Origin of the sequence: Acinetobacter thutiue (assembly GCF_030385805.1) — a bacterium.
GTDB lineage: Bacteria > Pseudomonadota > Gammaproteobacteria > Pseudomonadales > Moraxellaceae > Acinetobacter > Acinetobacter corruptisaponis.
The window spans coordinates 114,338-140,021 of sequence record NZ_JAUDZE010000010.1 but is presented as its reverse complement, the minus strand read 5'-3'; the positions used below and the strand labels follow the sequence as shown (position 1 = coordinate 140,021).

Below are 25,684 nucleotides of genomic sequence, written 5' to 3'. Positions count from 1 at the left end.
CCCTTCCCGAACTCAGAAGTGAAACCTCCCCGCGCTGATGGTAGTGTGGCGTTTGCCATGTGAGAGTAAGTCATCGCCAGCTTTTAAATTGAAAACCTCCCAACCAATGTTGGGAGGTTTTTTTATTGTCTGGAATTTTATTTAGTTTCTTTATCAATACTCGAACTGTTATTTTCTTCAAATGATAAGTTATATTCTCGAATCAAAATAAAAAGAGTATTAAAAGGATGAACATCATAAAGAATATTTTATGGGTGGATTGTGGAGCAGCTGCATTTGTAGGAGTGGTTGTGTTACTTGCTGCTCAATGGTTAAGTTCACTTTATCATTTGCCAAAGAAAGTTGTTATTTTTATTGGCTGTGTCAATTTACTGTATGCATGTTATTCATTTTTATTGGTCAATTATAAAAGACGTTCAATCATCTTGGTCAATATTTTGGTAGTTGCTAATAGTATTTGGGTTTTGATTTGTCTAATTTTGTTATGGATGTTTAAGGAGAAAGTAACAATCTTTGCGATCATGCATATTTTAGGTGAAGCGATTTTTGTTGGTGTTTTGGCAAGATTAGAATATCTTTGGCGGGTACAACTTTCATCTTGGTACCATTAAAGTAATGAGGAGATAGGATAGAACAAAATTTGAACTCTCCCGTTTAATACGGTAAAACAATAAAAAATGAATCAGTTTGATGGTCGATCTACCTAAAACTAAGAATTTAGAGTACTAATAAAATGAGCAAGAAAAAACAATTAGACCTAGAGCAAACAGAGACGTTATTGCTGATCTTAAAACAACGTTTTGAACAAAATATGCATCGTCATCAAGGCATGAATTGGGATGATATTGAAAATACGTTAAAACAGCAGCCTGAAAAACTTTGGTCATTGAATGAGATGGAGAATACGGGAGGAGAGCCTGATGTGGTTATGTTTGATTCAAAGGTTTCAGAAATCATATTTTATGATTGCGCTATAGAATCACCAAAAGGACGTAGAAGCCTATGTTATGACAAAAAAGCCTTGGATTCCCGTAAGGAGCATAAACCTGAAAATAATGTTATTGATGTGGCTGAAAGGATGGGTGTTGAGTTATTGACGGAAGAGCAATATAAGCAATTGCAGTCACTTGAGCATTTTGATTTAAAAACTTCAAGTTGGGTGAGAGCGCCAAATGATATTCGAGCAAAAGGTGGTGCTATTTTTTGTGATAGTCGTTATGGTCGAGTTTTTACCTATCACAATGGAGCGCAATCTTATTACTCTACAAGAGGATTTCGTAGTTTATTAAGAATAAGAGTTCGATGAATATGAATAATTTCTTATAAGAACTTAAAGCAGTGGGATGAATTATATATATTTTTTAACTTTTAATTTTGCCAAGCGCTTGCTTGGTTTTTGTGGTTTTGATACCTTAGTGTTCACTAAATATTCGAAAACAATGATCAATAATTGCCAGGAAGCAAGCATGCAACTTAATCCCCTATATTATACTGAGCAACATTTAGCCTTTGCTGAGAGTGTTAGGCGCTTTACTGAAAAAGAGATTAGTCCTTTTATCAATGAATGGGATGAAGCAGAAACTTTTCCTCGAGAGCTTTATAAAAAGGCCGCAGATATTGGTTTGCTCGGTGTTGGCTTCGATGAAAATTATGGTGGTATTGCGGGAACGGATGCATTTTATACCTTGCTTGCTTCGGTTGAATTGGCAAAGTGCGCATCGGGTGGTTTAGCTGCATCATTGCTTTCGCATACTATTGGGACACCACCGATTCAGCATTTTGCCCAAGAGGACCTAAAAGCTGAGGTCTTACCACAAATTTTGTCAGGCGAAAAAATCTCGGCATTGGCAATTACTGAACCCAGCGGTGGTTCTGATGTGGCAGCCCTAAAAACCAAAGCAGTTCGGGATGGCGACGATTATATTGTCAGTGGTGAAAAGACCTTTATTACCTCAGGTATTCGCGCCGACTATTATACCGTTGCAGTGAGAACCGACCCCAATGCCAAAGGGGCAAATGGCATTTCTATGCTGTTGATTGATGCGCATAGTGAGGGCATTACCAAATCTAAGTTGGATAAAATGGGTTGGTGGGCATCGGATACTGCACATTTACACTTTGATAACGTGCGAGTGCCAGCCAAAAATCTGCTTGGTGCAGAAAATATGGGCTTCTTTGTGATTATGAACAATTTTAACATGGAGCGTTTTTTCCTTGCTGCCAGTAGCTATGGCTATGCGCTAGTCTGTTATGAGGAAGCCTTGGATTGGGCAAAGCAGCGCCAGACTTTTGGTAAGCGTTTAATTGACCATCAAGTGGTTCGACATAAGCTGGTGGATATGGCAACGCGGTTAACCTTAACTCGTGCTTTGTTGGAAGATACGGCTTATCGTCTGGGTAAGCCTGAATTACAGGGCAATGAACTGATTGCGCAAATTTGTATGCTCAAGAATGTGGCAACACAAACCATGCAATTCTGTGCTGATGCTGCGGTACAGACATTAGGTGGTATGGGCTTTATGCGGGGGACTAAGTCTGAGCGAATTTATCGTGAAGTGAAAGTGAACATGATTGGTGGTGGGGCAGAGGAAATCATGAAAGATCTTGCCAGTCGCCAACTTGGCTATTAATCGAAATCTTTTAGGGCTTTAGATCATGAGAAAATTGGTTTAAAGCCTGATTCATACAACAACAATGAGTTAAATAATAATTTAGGAAAAGAGCATGGATGGTTTATTCAACCCGATTTATTACACAGCAGAACATCGGGCTTTTGCAGACAGTGTAAAACGCTTTGTAGAAAAAGAAATTTCACCTTATGTCAATGAATGGGATGAAGCAGGAACATTCCCACGAGAGCTTTATCAAAAGGCTGCAAGTGTCGGTTTACTGGGCTTGGGTTTTGATGCTGAGCATGGTGGCATTCCTGATGCTGATGCCTTTTATGTGATGTTGGCAGCAATTGAAATGGCAAAAGCGGCATCAGGTGGTGTGCATATTTCCCTGATGATTCATAGTATTGGTACACCACCGATTCATCATTTTGCCCAACCTGAAATTCGGGATCTGGTGATGCCACAGATTATTGCTGGCGAAAAAATCTCGGCTTTGGCAATTACTGAACCGAGTGGTGGTTCTGATGTGGCGGCAATTAAAACCAAGGCAGTTCGAGACGGTGATCACTATATTTTGAATGGTGAAAAGACCTTTATCACTTCAGGAATTCGGGCTGATTATTATACCGTAGCGGTAAAGACTGATCCAAATGCGCAGGGAGCTAAAGGAATTTCCATGTTATTGGTCGATGCGCATAGCGATGGAATAACCAAATCACCATTACAGAAAATGGGTTGGTGGGCATCGGATACTGCGCATTTACATTTTGACAATGTCAAAGTGCCTGTTAGCCATTTATTAGGCGAAGAAAATGCAGGTTTTAAAGTGATTATGAATAACTTTAATATGGAGCGTTTTTGGCTGGCGGCAATGGCGTATGGTTATGCGCTGGTATGTTATGAAGAGGCACTGGATTGGGCAAAACAGCGTCAGACTTTTGGTAAGCGTTTGATCGATCATCAGGTGGTTCGACATAAACTGGTCGATATGGCAACGCAACTGACCACAACGCGGGCATTGCTGGAAGATACAGCCTACCGTATGGGACAGAAAGAGTTGCAGGGAGCAGACTTGATTGCGCAAATTTCTATGTCGAAAAATGTGGCAACACGTACCATGCAATTCTGTGCCGATGCAGCCGTTCAAACTTTAGGGGGAATGGGCTTTATGCGTGGCACTAAGTCTGAGCGCATTTACCGTGAAGTGAAAGTCAACATGATTGGCGGTGGAGCAGAGGAAATCATGAAGGATTTGATTAGTCGGCAGTTGGGTTATTAATTCTTGATTTGATCATAACAAGTGAAAAGTGCGGTCAAAACACCGCACTTTTTTAATTTCACTTTGGTTGGTTATTCTAATTCAGCCAATTGTTCTAAGGAGATTTGACGAATTTCAAAAATTGGTTGCTTAAGAAAGGAGTTTAAGGCTTTTAAGTGAATAAATTTGATATTGTCTAAGGCAATACCAACGATGGAGTCTTTTTCAGCATCGTAACGAATATCGGGTGTTTGCTCGATAAATGCTTTAAACAGGTCTGGACTATCACTTAACTCGGAAAGAGGTTTGTCGAAAAGTGCTTCAAACTCATAATCCATCGCATAAATATTGGATTCCCAAGATACATCACTAAAGTTCTCATCCTGACTGGAAATGATGCTGCCAGTTTCATAGCCACTAAAATAGTCTTCTTCCGAGTTGATCCAAAGCACATAGCAGGGTTGCGTTGCATCGACTTCCAGTAGCTGATACCAGACAATACCTGAGATTTTAGCGAACTCAAATGCATCATCTTCATTCAGTTGAGGGATTTCTCCATCATCAATATCAAAGGTTTTGCCTGTTTTTTCCAAGATAAAAGCTTCAAGTTTTTCATAGGTTTCATCATCTGCCTCACCATTGCCGATGTCATAGTTGCATAGCTCATCATAGTACAAGCCCTGCACCACCAATGCCTTGTATGCCTGTTCAGCTTCGGCCTTGTCTGTGTAAATCTCCTTGATTGTGCCTGTTGAGACGCAGTTGGTGAGATGCCATTCATCATTGTATGCAAAATCATTTTGACGAATCACATATTTAATATTACTCATATTTCTATCTCTTAAAGTTGAGCAAGCTCTTCAAGCGTGACTTGACGAATTTCAAATAATGGTTGTTTCAGTAACGCATTTAAGGCTAATAAATAAGAAAAATCAATTACATCAGCACTTTCAATAAAAATTCCTGTTGGATTGATACGATACTCAAAATAGCCTGCATTATTTTCAATAAAATTTTTGAGTAAATCTGGCGTATCACTTAAATCTTGTAATGAACCCTCAATAAAAACTTCATTGTCAAATATATAAGTTCCTAGTAAAGTAAAAGCATCTGGATGTGTATAAGTCAAAATATGTTTATAACCAAAATATTTTTGTTCTCGATAGAGCCAAATTGCAAATAATTTTTCTTCTTGCCGATTTGTGGGGGGGGGATTAGAGGTGTTAAGTTGTTGTTCAAGTTGGTAAATTTCTTCAATACTTAAATAGCGAGCTTCTTTTTCAATTGGTTTCTTTAACAGAGCATTGACTTGGGCTAAATCCTTAAATTGTATTTTTAATGAATTGGGTGGATAAAACTTAATATCAGGGTTTTCTTCAATTAAGCGTTGTAACAAGAGTGGAGTATCACTTAACTCTTCTAAAGTACCTTTTAAATCAATGTCATGCTCAATAAAAATATCATGGATAGGTGGTGAAATTTCATCATTTAATGGAGAGTCTTTGATGAAATTACTTGGAATAAAAATATTGCTTTCTACATCATCATCGTCCATACGAAGATCACAAAAATCATATTGCCCTGATTTTTTATTAAATAAGACTAATTGTTTGAGTTGCTTTGGATATTCATATAAACCATACACATGGCATTGTAGTTCTTGAATAATCTCAAATAATTCATCTACAGTTTTTTGAGCTAAAAGCTCTTTTTGATCATCTGTATCATCACCATCAGAATATTCACAATATAGAATATTGTAGAAGTCGACCTTATGGCTAAAATCATATTCCAGTTGTTTCCATCGTGCAATAGCAGCATCTTTATGATTAAATAAGTCTGTAATATGACCTGTATGGTCAGTATAATCTATCAAAGATTTATACCATTCATCCGTATAAAAAAATGATAAATGACGAATAGCGTAGATTTTTTCTTGTTCCATGTTAATCTTCCTTTTTAGTAAGTTTGATTTAGTGATTTTTCTACTTCATAAACTTCTTCGATAGTTAAGCATTGAATTTCAAAAAACTGCTTTTTAAGCAGAGCATTTACACTATTAATCGTAGCTTCATGTGGCATAATATTTAAGCATTTATATTCAGTACGATAGGTAAGATTCTGATCTTGCTCAATCAGTCTTTCAAGCAATAAAGGGGTATCACTTAATTCTTCTAGTGTGCCTCCTAAGATAATCGGTACTTTATTTTGTCTATCTTCAGGGCGAGTATCATCAAAAGAGTGCCATTCTAAGGCAATATTTGAATAAGGATCATATTCAGTTGTATCATCACTGAGCATATAGCTGTTTTTATTAGGCAGCCAAGTAACATAACATTTAATATTTTTAGGATATTCAATTAATTCGTAAATATTTCTGTCAAGTTTTATAGTAAGATTATGAATTTCATCATCTGTTAACGATTTTTTATAATAACGATCATACATCTCATCAAAGTCTAAATTTGCATCATTCATTTCGAGTGTACAACCTTCAAAAGCAAAAATATCATAACCTTGAGTTTTCTGAAAATCCAATTCTAATTTTTTCCATTCTTTAATTGCATCTTGTTTATTATAAAATAGATGGTGTATCGAGTTTTCACAAGAATAAGGTCGATAATATTCATCGGTATACCAATAGCCACGATAAACAATCACATAAACTTTGTTATCTTCCATATTTAATTGACCTTTTAAGCAATCTTCGTTTTTAATTCTTGTAGTTTAAGAGCACTTGGTGGTACTGCCATGCCGTTATCCATCCAAAGCTCAAAACGCATTGGATTGAAAAAGAAGTCTGGACTGATATCAAAATCAATGAACTTGGCTTCGCCTTTTCCCATCATGGGCAGAATGGTATTGATAAACCAGCTGTTATGCGTGATCAGTAAGGACTTTAATTGACCTGTGACCGATAAAGGTGAAAGTAATGTTGCTGATAGCTTTGGATCATCAATCACATCGGAATGGAATTTTTCCAGACGTTTCGCCAGCCCATCAGTCGGAATATCCTGCATGGCTGCAACAAAATCGCCAATAGTTGGAATAAAACGATGATGGAAATCCACCAGTAAATGATCTTTTTCGCACAGGTCTTTGACTTCGATACTTTTACCCGCACTATTTTCAAAGTGGTGTCCGAAGATTGGAATAATCACTTCCTGAACACCCCAAAAAGTATGTAGGATACGATGGCGGTTGTCGGTACAGAGCATTTTAGTGCTGTCGATCAGCGCATGAATATCGATATAGTCTTCAAGCTCGCCTCCACGACGTTTTACCGAAATATTTGCATGTTGTACTGGATTCATTCTGCTATTTCTTGTAATCGTTTGATGTTTTAGCAGAATAACAGTTTTTATTTTGAACAAGAATAGAGAAAAATGACTAGACGTTAAGTTATGTCGTGCAATAATCCAGTTATTTCAAGGCCATTTCCCAGACCATTTCAGTCAGTTCATCCACCTTTACTTTTCCCTCAGGTCGATACCATGTGACCGACCAGGAAATAGAACCACCAACCAAACGTCGCCAGATAAAGGCATCATGCTTAACCTTGCCTTGGGCACGTAATTTCTCAATCACATCCAGCCAAATCTGCTCATATTCATTACGCATTTTAAGCAGATATTCCTGTTTCTCTTTAGAGAGGGCAAACCATTCATGTACCAGTACAGCCATTGCTGCCCCTGTATCGCCCGTAATTGAAATCAGTTCAGCCTTGATCAAGTCGCGTAATTGTTGTTCAGGATCATTGGAGCGTTCAGCCGCCTCTTTTAAACGGGCAAAATTATAAATAATGGTTTGCTCCATTACCGTGGCGAGAATGTCATCCTTACTTTTGAAATGATGAAACAGACTGCCAGACTGGATACCAATAAATTCACCGAGCTGGCGAACTGTGGTTTTGTCATAACCCTGTTTATAAAACAGATAGGCGGCACCAAGCAGCAAGCGTCCACGTGGACTATCATCAAAACATACAATTTTAGGTATTTGCTCAATTGAAGTTGCGATCATGCCAGTCTATCTATCCCGTTTACTCTAGTGCGTATTGTAACAAAATTCATTTCGTAAATTGTCTTATCTTTTTATAACAAGCATTTGCCTGAGTTTGTTTATTTTTGCCAATACAGCATATCATTATGCACTTTACAAACCAAGCACTTGCTTGGTAATGTTAAGGCGTTTTTAGCAATAACAATGAGAAAGCTCATGACAAGCGTCAAACAGGATGACCAGAGGGTAGTCAAAATCGGGTGTGCATCAGGATTCTGGGGTGATACCAACACAGCCGCATTTCAGTTGGTCCATCTGAGTGATATTGATTATCTGGTTTTTGATTATCTGTCTGAAATTACCATGTCGATCATGGCCAAGGCGATGATGACCGATCCAAGTCATGGCTATGCACTGGATTTTGTCAGTCGTGTCATGTCACCCCTCATCAAAAAAATTGCAGAGAAAAAAATAAAAGTCATTAGCAATGCTGGGGGCGTTAATCCTTTAGCCTGTCGTGATGCACTGCAAAAAATCATTGATGAAAAGGGATTGGATTTAAAAGTTGCAGTGGTACTTGGTGATGATGTACTGCCTAAACATGCTGAATTACTTAAACAAAATGTTCAGGAAATGTTTAATGGTGAAGCCTTGCCTGCGCATGTGGCTAGTAGCAATGCCTATCTAGGAGCCGTTGCGATTCGTGATGCCTTGGACTTGGGTGCGGATATTGTGATTACGGGGCGTGTGGTCGATTCGGCGGTTGTGCTTGCACCCTTATTACATGAATACAAATGGTCACTCGATGATTATGACAAGCTCGCACAGGGTTCATTGGCAGGGCATGTGATTGAGTGTGGTGCCCAATGTACAGGTGGTAATTTTACTGATTGGCGCTTGGTGCAGGGCTTTGACAATATGGGCTTTCCGATTGTTGAAGTGAGTGCTGATGCTTCCTTTATCGTGACCAAGCCACAAGGTACAGGTGGATTGGTTTCCACTGCAACTGTGGCAGAACAGATTGTTTATGAAATTGGTAATCCACAATCATATTTACTCCCTGATGTGACTGCCGACTTTAGCCAAGTTCATTTAGAACAGATAAGTGAAGATCGGGTTAAGGTGACAGGGGCTACAGGTCGTGCTCCAACAGGGCAATATAAAGTCAGTGCAACTTATGCCGATGGTTATCGTGTTCTCGTCAGTTTCCTGATAGCAGGTCGTGAGGCGCCTGAAAAAGCACAAACCATTGCTGATGCGATTTTGAATAAATGCGAACGCGTCTTGGCTTTGCGTTCAGTCCCACCATTTAGTGAAAAATCGGTGGAAATTCTTGGGATTGAAAGTACCTATGGTTCACATTCAAGAATCAAGGATAGCCGTGAAGTAGTGGTCAAGATTGCTGTCAAACATATGTTTAAAGAAGCCTGTATGTTCTTTGCTTCTGAAATTGCACAGGCATCTACAGGCATGGCACCTGCTTTGGCAGGCATTGTCGGTGGTCGCCCTAAAGCTTCGGCAGTGGTGAAATTGTTCTCTTTCCTGATTGATAAAGATCAGATCAATGTTGAGGTGGACTTCGCAGGACAACGCCATCCAGTGCAGATTCCAACAGGTTTAACTTCACAAGAGATTGCCCTGCATCCAGTGGGTGAAGTGGCGAGCTATCAAGGCGATGAAATTGAAGTGCCTTTGGTTGAGGTCGCTCATGCACGTAGTGGTGATAAGGGCAATCACAGCAATATCGGGGTGATTGCACGTAAAGCCGAATATTTACCGTGGATTCGTGCGGCACTCACCGAAGCCAACGTTGCCGACTATATGCAGCATGTTTTAGATCCAGATAAATCAAAAGTCATTCGTTATGAATTACCTGCCATGCATGCGTTGAATTTTATGCTGGAAAATGCACTAGGCGGTGGGGGAATTGCCAGCCTGCGTATTGACCCACAAGGTAAGGCATTTGCACAGCAATTATTGGATATGCCAGTCAAAGTACCAGCACAATTGTTAGAAAAATAAGTAAGGATGTAAAAATGGGTTATCAATCAATTTTCAGGGTAGATGCTTTTGCCGACAAAGTGATTATCGTCACGGGTGGCGGCTCGGGTATTGGGCGTTGCACCGCACATGAATTGGCATTCTTAGGTGCTCAAGTGGTGATCACAGGCCGAAAAATTGAAAAGCTGGAAAAAGTTAGCCAGGAGATTCTGGAAGATGGTGGCAAAGTTCATTTCATCGTCTGTGATAACCGTGATGAAGAACAAGTCAAAAACATGATTGCCGAAGTGATTGAAAAATTCGGCAAGCTGGATGGTTTGGTCAATAATGCGGGTGGGCAATTTCCATCTAATCTGGAAAGTATTTCTGCCAATGGTTTTGATGCGGTGGTGCGTAATAACTTGCATTCAACTTTTTACCTGATGCGTGAAGCCTATAATCAATGGATGGCAAAACATGGCGGCGGCATTGTCAATATGGCCGCCGATATGTGGGGCGGTATGCCAGGTATGGGGCATTCAGGTGCGGCGCGTTCAGGCGTGGACAATCTCACCAAAACCGCTTCGGTGGAATGGGGGCGTTCAGGCGTTCGGGTTAACTGCGTTGCACCAGGCTGGATTATTTCTTCTGGTATGGATAACTACAGTGGTGATTTTGCCAAAATCATTATTCCAAGTTTGGCTGGCAATGTCCCTTTAAAACGTATGGGGACAGAGTCTGAAATTTCCTCTGCGATTTGTTATTTGCTTTCTGATGCCGCTGCTTTTGTGTCAGGTGTGACGTTAAGAGTTGATGGCGCTGCTTCACAAGGCACACGAATGTATCCATTGGCAGATGCAACCAATAGCCAGTCTTTTAATGGTTTCCACCGTGCTTTTATTCCTGATGTACTCAAAGATCAGATTGGAAAAGCAGAGCAACAAGATGAAAAGAAGGATTAAACCATGACAATTCTTCAGTCTGAAATTGCAGTGGGTAGTGAACAATACCAACAAAATCGGGATGCTTTACTCAATCAAATTGCAGAAGTCCGTGCCGTACAGCAAAAAGGCATTGATAAGTCTTATGCAGCAAAGCCCAAGTTTGATAAGAAAGGCAAAATTCTGCCACATGAGCGGGTGCGTTTACTTCTTGATGCGGATTCGCCTTTTGTCGAGCTATGTGGCCTAGTTGGCTACAACATGCATGATGATAAGGATGGTTCGGAGGCAGGTGGCGGCATTATCGCGGGGATCGGTTTTGTCAGTGGTGTTCGTGCTCTAGTGACTGCCAGTAATAGCGCGATCAAGGGTGGCACCATGTCACCGATGGGCGTACAGAAAACCTTACGCTTGCAAAAGATTGCGCTTGAGCAAAAATTACCAATAGTGACACTAACTGAAAGTGGCGGGGCGAATCTGAACTATGCGGCAGAAGTGTTTACCTATGGTGGTATGACCTTTGCCAATCAGGCACGAATGTCTGCGGCAGGGATTCCACAAATTTCGGTGGTGCATGGTAATGCCACTGCGGGTGGTGCTTATCAACCAGGTCTATCTGACTATGTGATTGCCGTACGTAAGCAAACCGAAATGCTGTTGGCTGGTCCACCATTATTGTTGGCCGCAACAGGTGAGGTGGCGACTGCCGAAGAATTGGGCGGTGCAGAAATGCATACCCAAGTGTCAGGTGTGGCGGAATATCTAGCTGAAAATGATGCCGATGGCATTCGTATTGCCCGTGAAATTTTTGAGCATCTGAACTGGAAAGAACAGACTACCAGTCTCAATCAAGACTATAAGGAACCACGTTATTCAGTAGAAGAGTTGTTAGGTATTATTCCACAGGATCCAAAGCAACCTTTTGATATGAAAGAGGTGGTGGCACGGATTATTGATGATTCTGATTTTCTGGAATTTAAGCAGGAATATGATGCTTTAACCGTTTGCGGTTGGGCAAAAATGGGCGGGGTACATATTGGCATTATTACCAATAATGGTCCAATCACACCACAGGGGGCAGTTAAGGCTGCGCAGTTTATTCACCTCTGTGAGCAAACCCAGCGCCCACTTTTATTCCTGCATAACACCACTGGCTTTATGGTGGGGACCGATGCTGAACAGAATGGCATCATCAAACATGGTTCCAAGTTGATTCAAGCCGTTGCCAATGCGACTGTGCCGAAAATCTCGATTGTGGTGGCTGGTTCCTATGGCGCAGGTAACTATGCCATGTGCGGACGTAGTCTTTCACCTAGCTTTATCTTTGCATGGCCAAACTCGCATGTAGCGGTGATGGGTTCTGCTCAGGCAGGGAAAGTGCTGCGTATCGTGGCTGAGGGTAAACAGAAAGCCTCTGGTATGGAGCCGAATCCGCAGATGCTGGATTTCCTTGAGCAAAGCACCGCCATGAAATTGGAACAGCAATCCACTGCTTTGTTCAATACTGCAATGTTGCATGACGATGGCATTATCGACCCAAGAGATACCCGTAAAGTATTGATCTTCTTATTACAGACCATTTATGAAGCACAGCAACGCGAACTAAATCCAACTCGTTTTGGTGTATCACGTTTCTAATTCAACACAAAATTTAGGCAATAAAAATATTTAGGACAAAACCATGAAATTTACCGCAGAGCATGAAGCTTTACGTCGTACCGCACGTCAGTTTGTAGAAAATGAACTCAATCCATTTATTCCAGAATGGGAAGAAGCAGGGCGTTTCCCAATTCATGATGTATTTAAAAAAATGGCAGATTTGGGCTTACTGGGTATTTGTAAGCCTGAAGAAAATGGTGGCTTAGGTCTGGATTATTCTTATAACCTTGTGGTGGCAGAAGAGTTGGGCCGTGCAGCCTGTGGTGGTGTACCGTTGGCGATTGGTGTGCAAACCGATATGGCAACACCAGCTCTTGCCCGTTTTGGTAGCAAGGAACTGAGAGAAGAATTTTTGAATCCTGCCATTCGTGGTGAATATGTGGCTTCAATTGCAGTATCAGAAGTTCATGCAGGTTCAGATGTTGCAGCGGTAAAGACCACTGCAAAAAAAGATGGCGATGATTATGTGATTAATGGCAGCAAGATGTGGATTACCAATTCACTGCAAGCAGATTTTTTCTGTCTGCTTGCCAATACTTCTGATGATAAACCGCATGTCAATAAATCCATGATTATTGTCCCAGCCAAAACCGCAGGGATTAGTTTTTCAGAACCGTTGAATAAATTGGGGATGCGTTCAACTACAACTGCTCAGGTTTATTTTGATAATGTCCGTGTTCCTCAGCGCAATCTAGTGGGTGCTGAGGGGATGGGCTTTATGATGCAGATGATGCAGTTTCAGGAAGAACGCATGTGGGCATGTGCCAATGCAGTCGGGGGGCTGGAAAATGTGATTAAACAGACCATTGATTACACCAAGGATCGTACCACTTTTGGACAGCCACTGATTAATAACCAATATGTGCATTTCCGTTTTGCTGAGTTGATGACCGAAGTGGAAGCCCTTAAGGCACTGACTTATCAAGCCTGTGAGCAGCATATTGCAGGGGAGAATGTCACCATGATGGCTTCGATGGCAAAACTCAAGGCAGGGCGTTTAACCCGTGAGGTGGCGGATAGCTGCCTACAATATTGGGGCGGTAATGGCTTTATGTGGGATAATCCAGCTTCTCAGCTTTATCGTGATGGTCGTCTCGGTTCGATTGGCGGTGGTGCGGATGAGATCATGTTGGGAATTATCTGTAAGTTGATGGATATTTTGCCGAAGAAGCAGAAAGGGTGATCTAGGGTTAATTTATATTTACCTATGTCTAAATCTTCCCTGAGATGCGGCTTAAGCATCGTGGTAGGGAGGATTTAGAAAGGTAAAATGAAAAATGATGAAAGATTGGTATACCTCAAGTGGCTAAAGTTTGGCTTTGCATTATCCTGATAATAAAACGAAATATTTTATCTATAACAATAGTTTTAAAATCTTTATAAAAACATCAATATTTATTTGATATCAATCATTTAATTTTTTAAATTCATCGCAATTTTTTCTCTCTGGATTGTCATGTCCAGGGTATTGACTTATGATGTTTGTGATGACCTGCCAAAATAGAATGTTATAGAAATACCCAGAATATTTAAAAAAATATTGGCCTTTTGTCGTGTTGCAAGATGCAACACATGGAACAAAAATATGCAAAGGATAATGCAGCGGCTCCAACATAAATGGCGTATTCGCATGGTGATGACCATGATGATGATCATTGCCATCACATTGACATCCGTCACTTTTACAACAGTTAACTGGTTTGAGGCAAAGACGTTGCTTCTGGATGCCGCAACTAGCAAGGCGGAAATGACCAGTCAAGTTACGGAACAAAAAGTACAACAAATTATTGATCCTGCTGAAGCACTGCTGCGCGTTCTGGCCTTTGATCCCGTGGTTGAAGCCAGCACATTGCCCCAGCGGTTGCAACGCCTAGAGGCCTTTACTACCAATTTGTATGCCAATCCATTATTAACGTCTGTGTATATTGGCTATGATAATGGTGATTATTTTCTGGTGAGCCCATTAACCAATGCGATATTACGTCAGAGCTACCATGCACCAGAACAGGCAAAATACGTGGTTCGTGCATTGTTGGGGCAGGCAGGAGAAAAGCGTACACACCAACTTTTATTCTATGATCAGCATCTCAACCTGATTGAGCAACGTACAGATCCAGACTATGTGTATGATCCTCGGCAACGTCCCTGGTATAACAATGCGCTTGCCACCACAGATGTTGCCATTTCAAAACCCTATATTTATGCAGATACACCTTTGATGGGTGTAACACTTTCCATGCGCAGCAGTAATCCACATGCGATTGTTGCGATGGATTTACCCTTGAATGGAATTAAGGATGCACTGCAACAATTGAGTATTACCCCTCATAGTCAAATTGCATTGGTGGATAGTCAGGGCGAAGTAATTGGGGTCAATACGGGTTCAGCTATTGATCAAGTCACATCCACCACACCAGCCCCTGCACTGCAACATCTGGAAAACACAGCCTTATTGCAGTTGTGGCAGTTACCATCACAAACTCAGGTAATGGCCTATCAGGCTGATGATCAACAATGGTTGGGACGAAAGATTGAACTTGCTCAATATCGTGAACTGGGGCTACAGCTATTGGTTGCCATTCCAAGTCAAGAACTACTCAAGGATTTGCCTGTTTATCGCCGCCAGATGATTGGGATTGCGATTGTCTTGGGGATGCTGCTTCTTGCTTTGGGAGCATGGCTTGGTCATCGTATTGGCCAGATTATTGAACAGCATATTCGTCGTGTTCGGCAGATGTCACATTTTGATTTTAGTCGTCCTAGCCCTGAGTTTAGTTTGTTGTATGAAGCCTATCAACTGACCGATGTTACGGATGATGTCAGTCGTACCATGGAAGCATTGTTAAAAATCAGTCAGGTGCTGCAAGCTGAACCACAGATCGACACCATGCTGAATAAAGTACTTCGGTTGTTTGTAGAGGCCGCTCGTTGTGATAGTGGGGCGGTGTATCTTTTTCAGTCAAAAGATAACAGTTGGCAAAAAAATGCCGCCTATGGACGACAAGATCAGGTAGATATCGTTGCGGCACAATTGGGTAACATTGAGAATCAGCAGCCTAACCGCCATGCCCTGTGTCAGGCCTTTGCCATACGTGGGCGTGATGGACACATTTTGGGTTATGTGATTTTAGAGCATAAAGGTGATCATGAACATACGTCACAAAACTTCCTGATTTTTAGTGAACGGTTAACTGGAATGTTGGCAATTCCAATTGAAACAAGGCAATTGATTGAATCACAGAAAGCGCTTCTGGAGGCTTTCATTCTGGTTCTTGCCGATGCAATTGATACTAAGAGTGCCCATACAGGAGGACATTGCCGTCGTGTGCCCAAACTGGCAATGATGATTGTGGATCACTTGTCGGCAGAAACACAAGGGCAATATGCTGATTTCCATTGCAATGCGGATGATCGTGAGGCTTTCCGTCTGGCAGCATGGCTACATGACTGCGGTAAAATTACCACGCCTGAACATATTATTGACAAAGCCACCAAATTGGAAACCTTGTACAACCGTATCCATGAAATTCGTACCCGTTTTGAAGTGTTATATCGGGATGCCGAGATAGCGTGTCTAAAGGCTCAACTGACAGGAACAGAACAGGCATGTGCAGAAGCCCAGCGTGATGCACAGTATGCGCAACTACAGGATGATTTTGCTTTTATTGCCAAATGCAATATTGGAGGGGAATTTTTAAGTGATGAGACGATTTTACGTTTAGAACAGATCGGACAGCGAACATGGTTACGTCATTTTGATAACCGTCTTGGGCTATCGCTATTGGAACAGTCACTTTATCATCATCCTGCGCCGCCACTCCCTGTACAGGAGCGACTACTGGCAGATAAACCTGAGCATATCGTTGCATGGGATGAAAATTATAAACCTCATGTAGAGCGGGATGATCCGTTAAACATGCATGGTTTTGACATGCAACTTCCACATTACCAAAGAAATACTGGGGAAATTTATAATCTCAGTATTCGCCGAGGGACACTGACCAGCGAAGATCGTTTTGCGATTAACAATCATATCGTCCAGACCCTGATTATGCTGACCAAATTACCTTGGCCCAAACATTTACAGCGTATTCCCGACCTTGCCACTAACCATCATGAACGTATGGACGGACAGGGTTATCCAAGACGCTTACAAGCGGCACAAATGTCTGTTGAGGAGCGTGTTCTGGCATTGGCCGATGTTTTTGAGGCTCTCACTGCCGCGGATCGTCCTTACAAATCTGCCAAAACCATTTCTGAGTCACTGATGATCATGGCAAAAATGTGTCAGGAAAATCATCTTGACTGTACACTGTTTATCTATTTTGTCCAAAGTCGTTTATGGCTGGATTATGCCCAACAGTTTATTCCACCTCATCAAGTTGATGAGGTAGATATAGACGCTGTGGTGCGTACCGCCAAAGCTAATCACGCATGATAATGCTTATTTTACAAACCAAGCACTTGCTTGGTTTGTAAAGTGGAGATATATTGTGAAGCATGGCTGGGTTGATGTGAGGGGCTGAGGTCATGGTCATCTAGGCTATAACAATGTCATATGTTGGGCAAGGATCTTTGATCCAGGTAATGCTGCCCGTGATCATGTGGTTGCATATGATGTTGATCCTGTATAGCCAACCTGTGATTAAGAATGAAAAATTAGGAATAAAATGAGTAATCTGGATACTTTACAAGTGGATGACAGCATCCAGCTTGAACGACAAGGCAGTATTTTAACACTTTGGCTGAACCGACCTGAAAGCCGAAATGCCATGAGTTTAAACATGGTCAATGCCATTCAGCAGGTCTTTGCCCATATTGCCGAAGATACCTCGATTCGTGCCGTGATCCTGCGTGGAAAAGGCGGGCATTTCTGTGCAGGTGGAGACATTAAGGATATGGCGGGCTTACGTGTTGAAGTTGCCAATGCTGGTAGCCTACAACCGTATGTTGATTTTAACCGCCGTTTTGGTGCCATGATTGAACAGGTTGATCAGGCACCGCAAACTGTTGTGGCGATTTTAGAGGGTGCGGTATTAGGTGGTGGTTTTGGCTTGGCCTGTGTTTCTGATGTAGCGATTAGTCGTGATAACGCCCAGTTTGGTTTACCTGAAACAGGTTTGGGTGTGTTACCAGCACAAATTGCCCCTTTTGTGGTGAAACGAATTGGACTGACCCAAGCGCGTCGTTTGGCACTGTTGGGCTTACGTTTTAATGGTGAGACCGCGTTAAAGCTCGGTGTAGTGCATGAAGTGGCTTCAGATGAAGCAGCGCTTGAACAAAAACTTGCTGAGACCGTCCAACAGATTAAACGTGCTGCGCCGTTGGCATCCCGTACCACCAAAGCCTTATTACACCGTACTTTAAATGAGCCTTTAGACACTTTGCTTGATGATGCTGCACAGCAGTTTGCTCAAGCTGTTGGTGGGGCAGAGGGGCAGGAAGGCACGATGGCCTTTATTCAAAAACGTTTGCCAACTTGGGCAATTGATGAGCAGTGATCAGCAAAGCACTGCTTTGCCACTGCGCAAGAGTAATCAGCAAGGCGAAATGATGCTTTGAGAGAGAATAAAAATGGCTTTTACAAAAGTTTTAGTGGCAAACCGTGGTGAGATTGCCGTTCGGGTGATGCAAACAGCGAAAGCAATGGGCTATCAGACCGTTGCCGTGTATTCAGATGCCGATGCCAATGCACGCCATGTTCAGGTTGCAGATGAAGCAGTGTATATCGGAGCCTCCAAGGTTTCCGAATCCTATCTGTCGATTGCCAACATTATTGCAGCCTGTCAAAAGACAGGTGCCAATGCGGTACATCCTGGCTATGGTTTCCTGTCTGAAAACACTGATTTTGCACAGGCATGTATTGACCATAACATTACCTTTATTGGGCCGACTGCACCTGCAATTGAATTGATGGGGAGCAAACGTTTATCCAAGATTGCCATGATTCAGGCGGGTGTGCCGTGTGTTCCTGGCTATGAGGGTGATCAGCAAGACATTGAATATTTGGCTGAACAAGCAGAGAAGATTGGTTTCCCTTTAATGGTGAAAGCTTCGGCAGGTGGTGGTGGACGCGGTATGCGTTTGGTACACCAGTCGGCTGATTTGTTGGAAGCCTTAAAGACTGCACGTTCCGAAGCAGAAAATGCCTTTGGTTCAGGTGAGTTGATCATTGAAAAAGCGGTGATTGCACCGCGCCATGTGGAGATACAGGTATTTGGTGATACACACGGTAATTATGTGTACCTGTTTGAACGCGATTGCTCGATTCAACGCCGTCACCAAAAAGTGGTGGAAGAAGCTCCTTGCCCAGTGATGACAGCAGAACTACGCCAGAAAATGGGTGAGGCTGCTGTTGCAGCAGCCAAAGCCTGTGATTATGTCGGCGCGGGAACAGTTGAGTTTTTACTGGATCAATCAGGTGAGTTTTATTTCCTTGAAATGAATACCCGTTTGCAGGTGGAACATCCTGTAACCGAAATGATCACAGGGCTGGATTTGGTGGAATGGCAACTCCGTGTGGCCAATGGCGAAACACTGCCGCTACAGCAACATGAACTGACTTTAAACGGGCATGCGATTGAAGTGCGTTTATATGCTGAGGACCCACGTCAGGACTTCTTGCCACAGACAGGGAAAGTGTTGCGTTGGCAGCCTGCTGCGTTGCCAAATGTGCGTATTGATCATGGCATGTTGGAACAGGGTGAAATTAGCCCATTCTATGACCCAATGGTTGCCAAGGTGATTGCCTATGGTAAAACCCGTCAGGATGCCATTCGCTTACTGGCAAGAGCAGTTGATGATTGTGTGTTGCTGGGTGTAAACAGCAATAAACAGTTTTTGGTGAATTTACTGCATCATCCGATTATTGTGGCGGGTGATACCAATACCGCATTTATCCAGCAGCATTTTCAGGATGATGTCAGTCTGCATCAGCAAAGCCTGAATATTGAAACATTGGCGGTTGCTGCGGCGTTATTTACCCAGCAGAACCAGTCAAAAGTATCTTGGCAAACAGGTGTTTCAATTCCGTTCCCACTCAAGCTGAAATATGCAGACCAGCAATTATTGCTGCATGTCCAAACCAATCACCAGCAAGTGAAAGTGGAACTGTGTGACCAGCAAAGCACGGTGGATGTGGTTGAAATTAGTGATGATCAGGTTATTTACAATGTGAATGGTGTACGCCGTAAACTGGATTATGTGCTTGATCAAAACCAGCTTTATTTAGATGCAGGCAATGGCAATGTTGTGATCGAAAATACTACTTATGCAGCTCCAGAGGCGGCTGAGGTGGTGGGCGATGGTAAAATCCGTGCGCCGATGGATGGAGCGATTGTCAATCTGTTGGTCAATGTGGGTGACACCGTAAGCAAAGGCCAAACCTTACTGGTCTTGGAAGCCATGAAGATTCAGCAGCAGATCAAGTCTGATGTGGATGGTGTGGTTGAGGAACTGATTGGTCAAGTGGGGCAGCAGGTGAAAAAACGACAATTACTGTTAAATGTCACGATTGCATAAAGCGTATAAATTAAAAAGCTAGGTTAATACCTAGCTTTTTAATAACTTGAATACGGCTTTTAATGAGTCTGTTGAATTCCCCTTTAATTCCTGCGTTGCAAATTCAGCCAAAGCCTGTTCATGTGCGAGCAGATATTTTAGGAAATCTTGAGTATTTGCATCGGCGTGTTGATTCATCCGTTCAAACGTTGCCATAAAGGGTTTTGTGCCCTGTTTAAGTAGATGCATGGCAAGCTTCCAGGGAAGTTTCGCCATTGCAATACCCGATGCCTTAGCTTGCAGTTTAAGGTAAAAACGAATGGAGGCAGTTTGTCCCTGTTGCTTCAAGAAGTCCTGTAACCGTTGTAAAGTCTGGGTTTCCAGTTGTGCCAAGGTTTGCCACTTTTGCTGTTGTTCTGCTGAACGGGCATGTTTGGCCGCATTTAGAAAAATAAGCTCGCCCAGTATTTCCGATTCCAGTGCAGTATTTAAGTCGTGTTGATATTGCGGGTAGTTCATTCCTTTGATTCCTATCAATCTTTTTGTATTTAGATATAGGGATTGATCTTAACATTCATTTGGAAAGAATGACGAAAAACTATGCGGATTGATCAATATCATATTGGTTATTCAAGATTTGAACCATCTATATGTGGATGGCTCAATTATTTAAGAAAACATATCTAAACGCAGTTTTTCCAAACGTTGCTGGTACTGCTTTTGCCATTCAGTTTCCGAGATTTGAGATTTGAGAGGTTCCATTTCTTGCTGCAACTGTTTAACAGCCTGTTGATACTGAATAACTTGTTGCTGCTGTTGTACTTCACGTTGATCACGAAGTTGAATATCTTGTTGTTCTTGCTCAGTTAAATACTGCTGTTGTAGTTTTTGTTTCAAGCTCGCAATTTCAGTAGGATTACTTGAGCTATGATTAATTAATTGAATTGCCTGTTCGTAAAGCCCAATTTTATTTTCTTGCTGTACTGCATCAGGATACTGACGTTGCAGTGACTCAAAAGCTTTTAGACGTTGTTCTGCGCTGAGATTCTGATTTTGAGACAGATCATTATAGGCGAAACGATAGTCTGCATAATTTCGCTCTTGTCCAAAACCGAGCATCGTTTCTGCTGTCCCTAAAGTCTGTTCTCTTAATTTCCATAGCGCATCGAAACGCTGTTTAGGCGATAAGGATGTGGATAATACTGTACTCTGCATTTGTTGTTCATATTGCGGCATGCGTTTTAATAGGTTTTCAACCAAATGCGCAAATGCTTGATCAGGGTAATTGGCTAATGCTTTCGCTAAAGCGGCATTACAATCCTGAACATGACAATTCGTATTAAAATCATTTAGGAATTGAGTAATATTGCCAGGCTGTTTTTGTAGCGATTGTAATTGCCTGGAAAGAGACTCTTGTAAAATTTCCTCCTTGTTCTTATTTTGCATTTTGGTATCGCTAAAGTCTTTAGATGGATCATTTGATTGGGTGGTTGTTTTGGTCTGCTGGATTGCAGCGGAAGAGCTGGTGCTCTTCCAAACTACAAAACCGACCAAGACCACCAAAACAACCATGATTGTCAACAATAGTCTTTTGTTCATATCTTAGTCTACTTATTAAGTTAGTAGTTAAATTGACCCATTACTGGAAAATGATCAGATAAATCCCAGGTCATAAAGAGTGGGTCAGCCGTAGAACGCAAAATACGAACATCATTACGGGATTGGAGAGGTTGGCGGTGTGTATTTGAAGAAACAATATAATCCAGATATTCAACAGTTGTTCCGCCCGAACCTGCTGCTCCAGCCAGTTTGTTTACACGAGGGTCAAAAGTCGAAGCTGTGTAGCCAGTACTGATCGGTGCGGTTGCATTTAAGTTTGTCAGCATATCCTGATAATCTTGCGGCCACAGGAATTTATTCACATTAAAATCGCCACCCATCAGTACAGCATCAAAATTTGGAACATTCTGTTGATCCACTAACTGGCGAATTTGCTGAAATTGTACCTGACGTAAAGCACGCGCCTCAGTTGTGTCAAACGAAGCAGTATGGGTTGAAGTCACATGATAGGCTTTACCATTCTTGATAATTTCAGCATACAGTACCCCCTTGTCAGCAAAGCAGTCTGTTCCCGTGCAATCTGGATAAATTAGCTGTGCTGTTTTCACAATTGGGTAACGGCTCACAATCACTAAGCCACTGTCAAATAAGTTGTAGCCAGAACCAACTGGAATATGGGTTTGATATGGATATTGCTGAGCGAGTTGATTCAACATGCCTGTGCGTGATGATGCAAATGCTTCCTGCATCATAATCACATCATAGCCTTTTACATGGTTTGGAAGTTCAGCCAACCGCTCACTAATCTTGCTTGCAACCATGGGTAGGGCATACACATTATAAGTGAGCACCTTTAATTCATCTGCGCTGCTTGATACAGGTTCCTGAACTGTGTTCTGGTGAATGGTGTAATGGAAATCATCATATCCACCTGTGTATTCTGCTTTTACAGCAGCCTGTGCTGACAACCCACCATAAGTTGTATTGAGGCGATACACATTACGGTCAGAATACCAGGGTGAAGTGGCTGTGGAGGTTTGAATACCGTGCTTGATATTGCTACCAGTCCATGTTCCAGTCATGGTTTGCTTCAATATAACCTGTGAGTTGCCACTAGTGACCACAGTATCAAAATTATAGGTCTGTCCAGATTTAATTCCAGAATAACGGTTTAGGCGTAATACACGTTTGGTTTCATAAGGTGCGATTTGCGTTGCTTCTTGAGCCCATTGGTTTCCCTGCTGCAAAATTTGGCTACCTGTATGGTTCACCTGTATTGATACAGTTTGTGGTGTGGTATTGGTTACAAATACATAGGAATCTGCCAGTGTATTTTGACTTGCAAAACCACTTAACAGTAACGCGACCCCTGCGCCTAGTTTTAAGCTATTCAGCTTCATTGCTCTCTCCATAGTGCTTAAAGATTCATGAACAAAAAATAACTACACTTTGTTGGTTGTGTTCATTAACGAACATTTTATGGTGTATTTTTGTTCAAAAAATATAATAATGAAAAAATGTTGCTAAATCATTTAAAATTCTTACCATTCATCTGATGTTTAAAAAACAATTGTTTATTTCTTTAGTCTAAAGCCGTAGTGTGAAAGCTGGGTAAGATATGAACATATTGATAAATAAGAATAGATGATTCTTTTTTCAAAAAAGAAAATTGAAAAATAACATATAAAAATTAAGGGGCTGTAGTGGATTAGAACAGTGATAATCTACTTTTATGAAAATAAACAGATGTAAATTAAGTAAAAAAACTCAAAGAAAACTGCTTGAGTTTTCTATAGCAGAAGTAACCGCTAGAACAGCAGCCGATTTACTCCGCACTCAACCTAATTCTGTTGCTTTGTTTTAGAGAAAAATACGTCAGTTCATTATGTATCATCTTGCCCAAGATGCCATAGATGTCCTTGAGGGACAAATTAAGCTGGATGAAAGTTATTTTGGTGGTGTGCGCAAGGGAAAACGTGGGTGTTCGCTGATCTGCCACCCTATTTAAAAGTTAAGAAATTTAATAACTTGCCATTTCTCTACATTGACACTCATAAACTCACAGATTATTCTGTACATGCTGACCCACATGGTCAGTCGGTCTTGACGGGCCGTTTCAACTACATCAGGATTATTTCTTCTGAGGAATAGTTTTGTGTGTAAGCTTCTCGTCTCCTCCCGTAGCGGTAGGACGGGAGTGGGACACCTTCGGGTGTGCTGGAGTTGAACCAGTCCGTCAACCCTCTTTCGTTCTGCCACCATAATTTTGAATGCATTGGCAGAATTCCGAATTTTAGGAGTTGGCTATGTATTTTATTCTTATACCTCCAGATTAGTCTTTTACACAGTTTGATCGCCTTTGGGTGTTCAGGCCTTAGGTCGTTGCGACTAAAAAAACAGATCAACAATAAAACTTGAGATGCGACAGGGCAGTCTTTTAGGGCCTCTGCATGCCTTTTTTTACTCGTTATAGGGTAAGGGCATTTTTATCTCATTTAAATACAACAAAAAAGATGAGTGGACGGTATCTATATGTCAAATTTAAAAATTTCTCCAAGAGCATTACAGGTGGTGTATACCTCCATCCAGCTATTTGATCGCTATGGATTTCACAAGGCAGGCATAGACTTTATTTTGCAGCAAACCAAAATTGCCAAAATGACTTTTTATAATAATTTTCAGTCTAAAGAACGATTTATTGAAATATGCATGACGGTGCAAAAAGAGCGGCTCAAACAAGAGGTGCGGGCAGTTATTTATTCATGCCAACACTTTACGGCAGCCGATAAACTCAGGGAAATTTATCTCTTACATGCAGACCTGAATAGCCCTTATCATCTTTTGTTTAAAGCCATTTTTGAAATTGAACAGCTTTATCCTACAGCCTATCAGGTGGTGCTTGAATATCGGGAATGGCTGGTTCAGGAAATTTTGGAGTTGTTGTCAGGTATGGAAATGAGCCTGTTAAAACCCGATGTTGATCTATTCTTATTTATGATTGATGGGGCAATGGTTCGGCTTTTGTGTGGGTTTGAGGTGGATCAGGATGGAATATGGTCCATATTTACCAATCTGTCACAATACAATTGAGTGTACCTTGAGTATTAGATCACTTTATATAAAAAGAATCCGAAAAGTTGTCGGCCTTTCGGATGGGTAAACTGGTTAAGGTTAAGAATTATGTTTGATCAGCGGCAACAATTGCTGCACTTGCCTGTTTTAAACTATAAAGCAATTGTCCGAGTAGAACATCCTTATTACTCAGCGTCACCATGACCATCGGATGATGTGGTGCAGGAATAGAGGTCAGGATTGCCTTGCCATTCTCCGCATCCAGAGTGATGCTTTGACATCCAGTCAACTGGATTTCATTCAGGAACGCACTGACCATTGCCAGAATGGAACTGCTGACAGCAGCAAGCTTGGTACTGTTATAAGGATTCTTCTTATAAACGGAAGCCAGTTCAAATCCATCTGTTGAACAGAGCATGATGTAATCAATACCCCGAATGTTCATTAAAATATCATTGGCCTGGGCTTTCGCCATTTGAATGAGTTCTTTGGGCGCCGTACGTTGTTGACTCGGAATACTGAACATAATTCTTCTCTTTATAAAGTGATTAATTTGTTGCTTTTAAATTGACTTCTAGTGCTGCAATGAGTGATTCAATCATGAGCAACACATGCTCCTGTTTACGGGCATCAATAAAAAACAGGGGATATTGATACTCGTTCTGTATTAGCCACTCCCGATAAATAGAGGTGGTATGTTCCTTGTTTTCATCGACATGCGTAATACCAATGGAAATATTCTTGGTATAGTCCTTAAACGTGTCAAGATAGCCTTCAAGTTCTTCAAGGGGAACCTTGCTGTTATGGTCGACTAATAGAATAACACCTAAAGCACCCTGACAAATAACAGGCCAGATAAAGTCAAAGCGCGATTGCCCTGGTGTTCCATATAAACCAATCTTTACCCCATCATCTAATGTAATTTCACCATAATCAATACCAACTGTCGTTTGCATCTTATTATGGGCCTGGCTATCTGTATTGAGTGCTTCGGTGGCAAGGACTGGAATTTCAGAAAGGGACTTAATCGCTTCTGTTTTACCTGCACCCATGCTTCCTGCAAACACAATTTTATATTGTTGAAGAATCATATTGTT

General features: G+C 41.5%; 22 protein-coding genes, 1 rRNA gene and 1 pseudogene. 14 read left to right on the top strand and 10 right to left on the bottom strand.

Annotation, left to right across the window (positions count from 1 at the left end; translation table 11 throughout):
• From rrf to QTA56_RS16200, 5 genes are all read left to right on the top strand, one after another.
• Nucleotides 1–82: ribosomal RNA gene (gene rrf, locus QTA56_RS18345) — 5S ribosomal RNA — on the top strand; the annotation flags it as partial.
• Between the two features lie 145 nt (nucleotides 83–227).
• Complete coding sequence (locus QTA56_RS16215) at nucleotides 228–611, top strand: hypothetical protein (RefSeq protein WP_267982022.1); 384 nt, start codon at nucleotides 228–230, stop codon at nucleotides 609–611.
• Nucleotides 612–733: 122 nt separating this feature from the next.
• Nucleotides 734–1,306, top strand: a complete 573-nt coding sequence (locus QTA56_RS16210; protein WP_267982021.1) for a DUF4256 domain-containing protein — start codon at nucleotides 734–736, stop codon at nucleotides 1,304–1,306.
• Nucleotides 1,307–1,466: 160 nt separating this feature from the next.
• Nucleotides 1,467–2,630, top strand: coding sequence for an acyl-CoA dehydrogenase family protein (locus tag QTA56_RS16205; RefSeq protein ID WP_267982020.1), 1,164 nt, complete (start codon nucleotides 1,467–1,469; stop codon nucleotides 2,628–2,630).
• Nucleotides 2,631–2,724: 94 nt separating this feature from the next.
• Nucleotides 2,725–3,894, top strand: coding sequence for an acyl-CoA dehydrogenase family protein (locus QTA56_RS16200; RefSeq protein WP_267982019.1), 1,170 nt, complete (start codon nucleotides 2,725–2,727; stop codon nucleotides 3,892–3,894).
• Between the two features lie 71 nt (nucleotides 3,895–3,965).
• Here the strand turns inward: QTA56_RS16200 and QTA56_RS16195 are convergent, their stop codons facing one another.
• The 5 genes from QTA56_RS16195 to QTA56_RS16175 form a co-directional block, all read right to left on the bottom strand.
• The gene (locus QTA56_RS16195) at nucleotides 3,966–4,703 is read right to left on the bottom strand and encodes a hypothetical protein (protein ID WP_267982018.1); all 738 of its coding nucleotides are present in this window, start codon (nucleotides 4,701–4,703) and stop codon (nucleotides 3,966–3,968) included.
• 11 nt (nucleotides 4,704–4,714) lie between these two features.
• The gene (locus QTA56_RS16190) at nucleotides 4,715–5,818 is read right to left on the bottom strand and encodes a hypothetical protein (RefSeq protein ID WP_267982017.1); all 1,104 of its coding nucleotides are present in this window, start codon (nucleotides 5,816–5,818) and stop codon (nucleotides 4,715–4,717) included.
• 14 nt (nucleotides 5,819–5,832) lie between these two features.
• Nucleotides 5,833–6,555 (bottom strand): hypothetical protein, encoded by a 723-nt coding sequence (locus tag QTA56_RS16185; RefSeq protein WP_267982016.1) that lies wholly within the window; start codon nucleotides 6,553–6,555, stop codon nucleotides 5,833–5,835.
• A 14-nt stretch (nucleotides 6,556–6,569) separates the two neighbouring features.
• Nucleotides 6,570–7,187, bottom strand: a complete 618-nt coding sequence (locus QTA56_RS16180) for a DUF6915 family protein (RefSeq protein WP_267982015.1) — start codon at nucleotides 7,185–7,187, stop codon at nucleotides 6,570–6,572.
• A gap of 109 nt (nucleotides 7,188–7,296) precedes the next feature.
• Entirely contained in the window at nucleotides 7,297–7,896 is a 600-nt protein-coding gene (locus QTA56_RS16175) for a TetR/AcrR family transcriptional regulator (RefSeq protein ID WP_267982014.1), read from the bottom strand.
• A gap of 195 nt (nucleotides 7,897–8,091) precedes the next feature.
• Here QTA56_RS16175 and QTA56_RS16170 point away from each other — a divergent pair, with 195 nt between their 5' ends.
• The 7 genes from QTA56_RS16170 to QTA56_RS16140 all read left to right on the top strand — a co-directional run bounded on the left by QTA56_RS16170 (nucleotide 8,092) and on the right by QTA56_RS16140 (nucleotide 19,976).
• Complete coding sequence (locus QTA56_RS16170) at nucleotides 8,092–9,897, top strand: acyclic terpene utilization AtuA family protein (RefSeq protein WP_267982013.1); 1,806 nt, start codon at nucleotides 8,092–8,094, stop codon at nucleotides 9,895–9,897.
• 14 nt (nucleotides 9,898–9,911) lie between these two features.
• On the top strand, nucleotides 9,912–10,817 hold the full coding sequence (locus QTA56_RS16165) for an SDR family oxidoreductase (protein WP_267982012.1): 906 nt from the start codon (nucleotides 9,912–9,914) through the stop codon (nucleotides 10,815–10,817).
• Between the two features lie 3 nt (nucleotides 10,818–10,820).
• Nucleotides 10,821–12,434, top strand: a complete 1,614-nt coding sequence (locus tag QTA56_RS16160) for an acyl-CoA carboxylase subunit beta (RefSeq protein ID WP_267982011.1) — start codon at nucleotides 10,821–10,823, stop codon at nucleotides 12,432–12,434.
• A gap of 43 nt (nucleotides 12,435–12,477) precedes the next feature.
• Nucleotides 12,478–13,638 carry an acyl-CoA dehydrogenase family protein gene (locus tag QTA56_RS16155; protein WP_267982010.1) on the top strand — a complete coding sequence of 387 codons (1,161 nt, stop codon included), beginning with the start codon at nucleotides 12,478–12,480 and terminating at the stop codon, nucleotides 13,636–13,638.
• Between the two features lie 414 nt (nucleotides 13,639–14,052).
• Nucleotides 14,053–16,893, top strand: coding sequence for an HD domain-containing phosphohydrolase (locus tag QTA56_RS16150; protein ID WP_267982009.1), 2,841 nt, complete (start codon nucleotides 14,053–14,055; stop codon nucleotides 16,891–16,893).
• A gap of 232 nt (nucleotides 16,894–17,125) precedes the next feature.
• Complete coding sequence (locus tag QTA56_RS16145) at nucleotides 17,126–17,956, top strand: enoyl-CoA hydratase/isomerase family protein (RefSeq protein WP_267982008.1); 831 nt, start codon at nucleotides 17,126–17,128, stop codon at nucleotides 17,954–17,956.
• A 73-nt stretch (nucleotides 17,957–18,029) separates the two neighbouring features.
• Nucleotides 18,030–19,976: an acetyl/propionyl/methylcrotonyl-CoA carboxylase subunit alpha gene (locus QTA56_RS16140; protein WP_267982007.1), complete on the top strand. Its 1,947-nt coding sequence runs from the start codon at nucleotides 18,030–18,032 to the stop codon at nucleotides 19,974–19,976.
• Nucleotides 19,977–20,006: 30 nt separating this feature from the next.
• Here the strand turns inward: QTA56_RS16140 and QTA56_RS16135 are convergent, their stop codons facing one another.
• The 3 genes from QTA56_RS16135 to QTA56_RS16125 all read right to left on the bottom strand — a co-directional run bounded on the left by QTA56_RS16135 (nucleotide 20,007) and on the right by QTA56_RS16125 (nucleotide 22,915).
• The gene (locus QTA56_RS16135; RefSeq protein WP_267982006.1) at nucleotides 20,007–20,474 is read right to left on the bottom strand and encodes a ferritin family protein; all 468 of its coding nucleotides are present in this window, start codon (nucleotides 20,472–20,474) and stop codon (nucleotides 20,007–20,009) included.
• A gap of 150 nt (nucleotides 20,475–20,624) precedes the next feature.
• The gene (locus tag QTA56_RS16130) at nucleotides 20,625–21,554 is read right to left on the bottom strand and encodes a lipase secretion chaperone (RefSeq protein ID WP_267982005.1); all 930 of its coding nucleotides are present in this window, start codon (nucleotides 21,552–21,554) and stop codon (nucleotides 20,625–20,627) included.
• Nucleotides 21,555–21,574: 20 nt separating this feature from the next.
• Nucleotides 21,575–22,915 carry a sphingomyelin phosphodiesterase gene (locus QTA56_RS16125; protein WP_267982004.1) on the bottom strand — a complete coding sequence of 447 codons (1,341 nt, stop codon included), beginning with the start codon at nucleotides 22,913–22,915 and terminating at the stop codon, nucleotides 21,575–21,577.
• 332 nt (nucleotides 22,916–23,247) lie between these two features.
• On the opposite strand from QTA56_RS16125, the pseudogene QTA56_RS16120 reads away from it, so the two are divergent.
• Both QTA56_RS16120 and QTA56_RS16115 read left to right on the top strand, forming a co-directional pair.
• A pseudogene (locus tag QTA56_RS16120) lies at nucleotides 23,248–23,496 on the top strand (IS1595 family transposase); the annotation flags it as partial.
• A 551-nt stretch (nucleotides 23,497–24,047) separates the two neighbouring features.
• A complete protein-coding gene (locus QTA56_RS16115; protein ID WP_267982003.1) occupies nucleotides 24,048–24,605 on the top strand; it encodes a TetR/AcrR family transcriptional regulator in 558 nt (185 codons plus the stop codon).
• An 88-nt stretch (nucleotides 24,606–24,693) separates the two neighbouring features.
• On the opposite strand, the gene QTA56_RS16110 is transcribed toward QTA56_RS16115, so the two are convergent.
• Both QTA56_RS16110 and QTA56_RS16105 read right to left on the bottom strand, forming a co-directional pair.
• Nucleotides 24,694–25,113: a roadblock/LC7 domain-containing protein gene (locus tag QTA56_RS16110; protein WP_249571255.1), complete on the bottom strand. Its 420-nt coding sequence runs from the start codon at nucleotides 25,111–25,113 to the stop codon at nucleotides 24,694–24,696.
• Nucleotides 25,114–25,135: 22 nt separating this feature from the next.
• Nucleotides 25,136–25,678 carry a GTP-binding protein gene (locus QTA56_RS16105; protein ID WP_004800075.1) on the bottom strand — a complete coding sequence of 181 codons (543 nt, stop codon included), beginning with the start codon at nucleotides 25,676–25,678 and terminating at the stop codon, nucleotides 25,136–25,138.
• Between the last annotated feature and the right edge of the window lie 6 nt (nucleotides 25,679–25,684).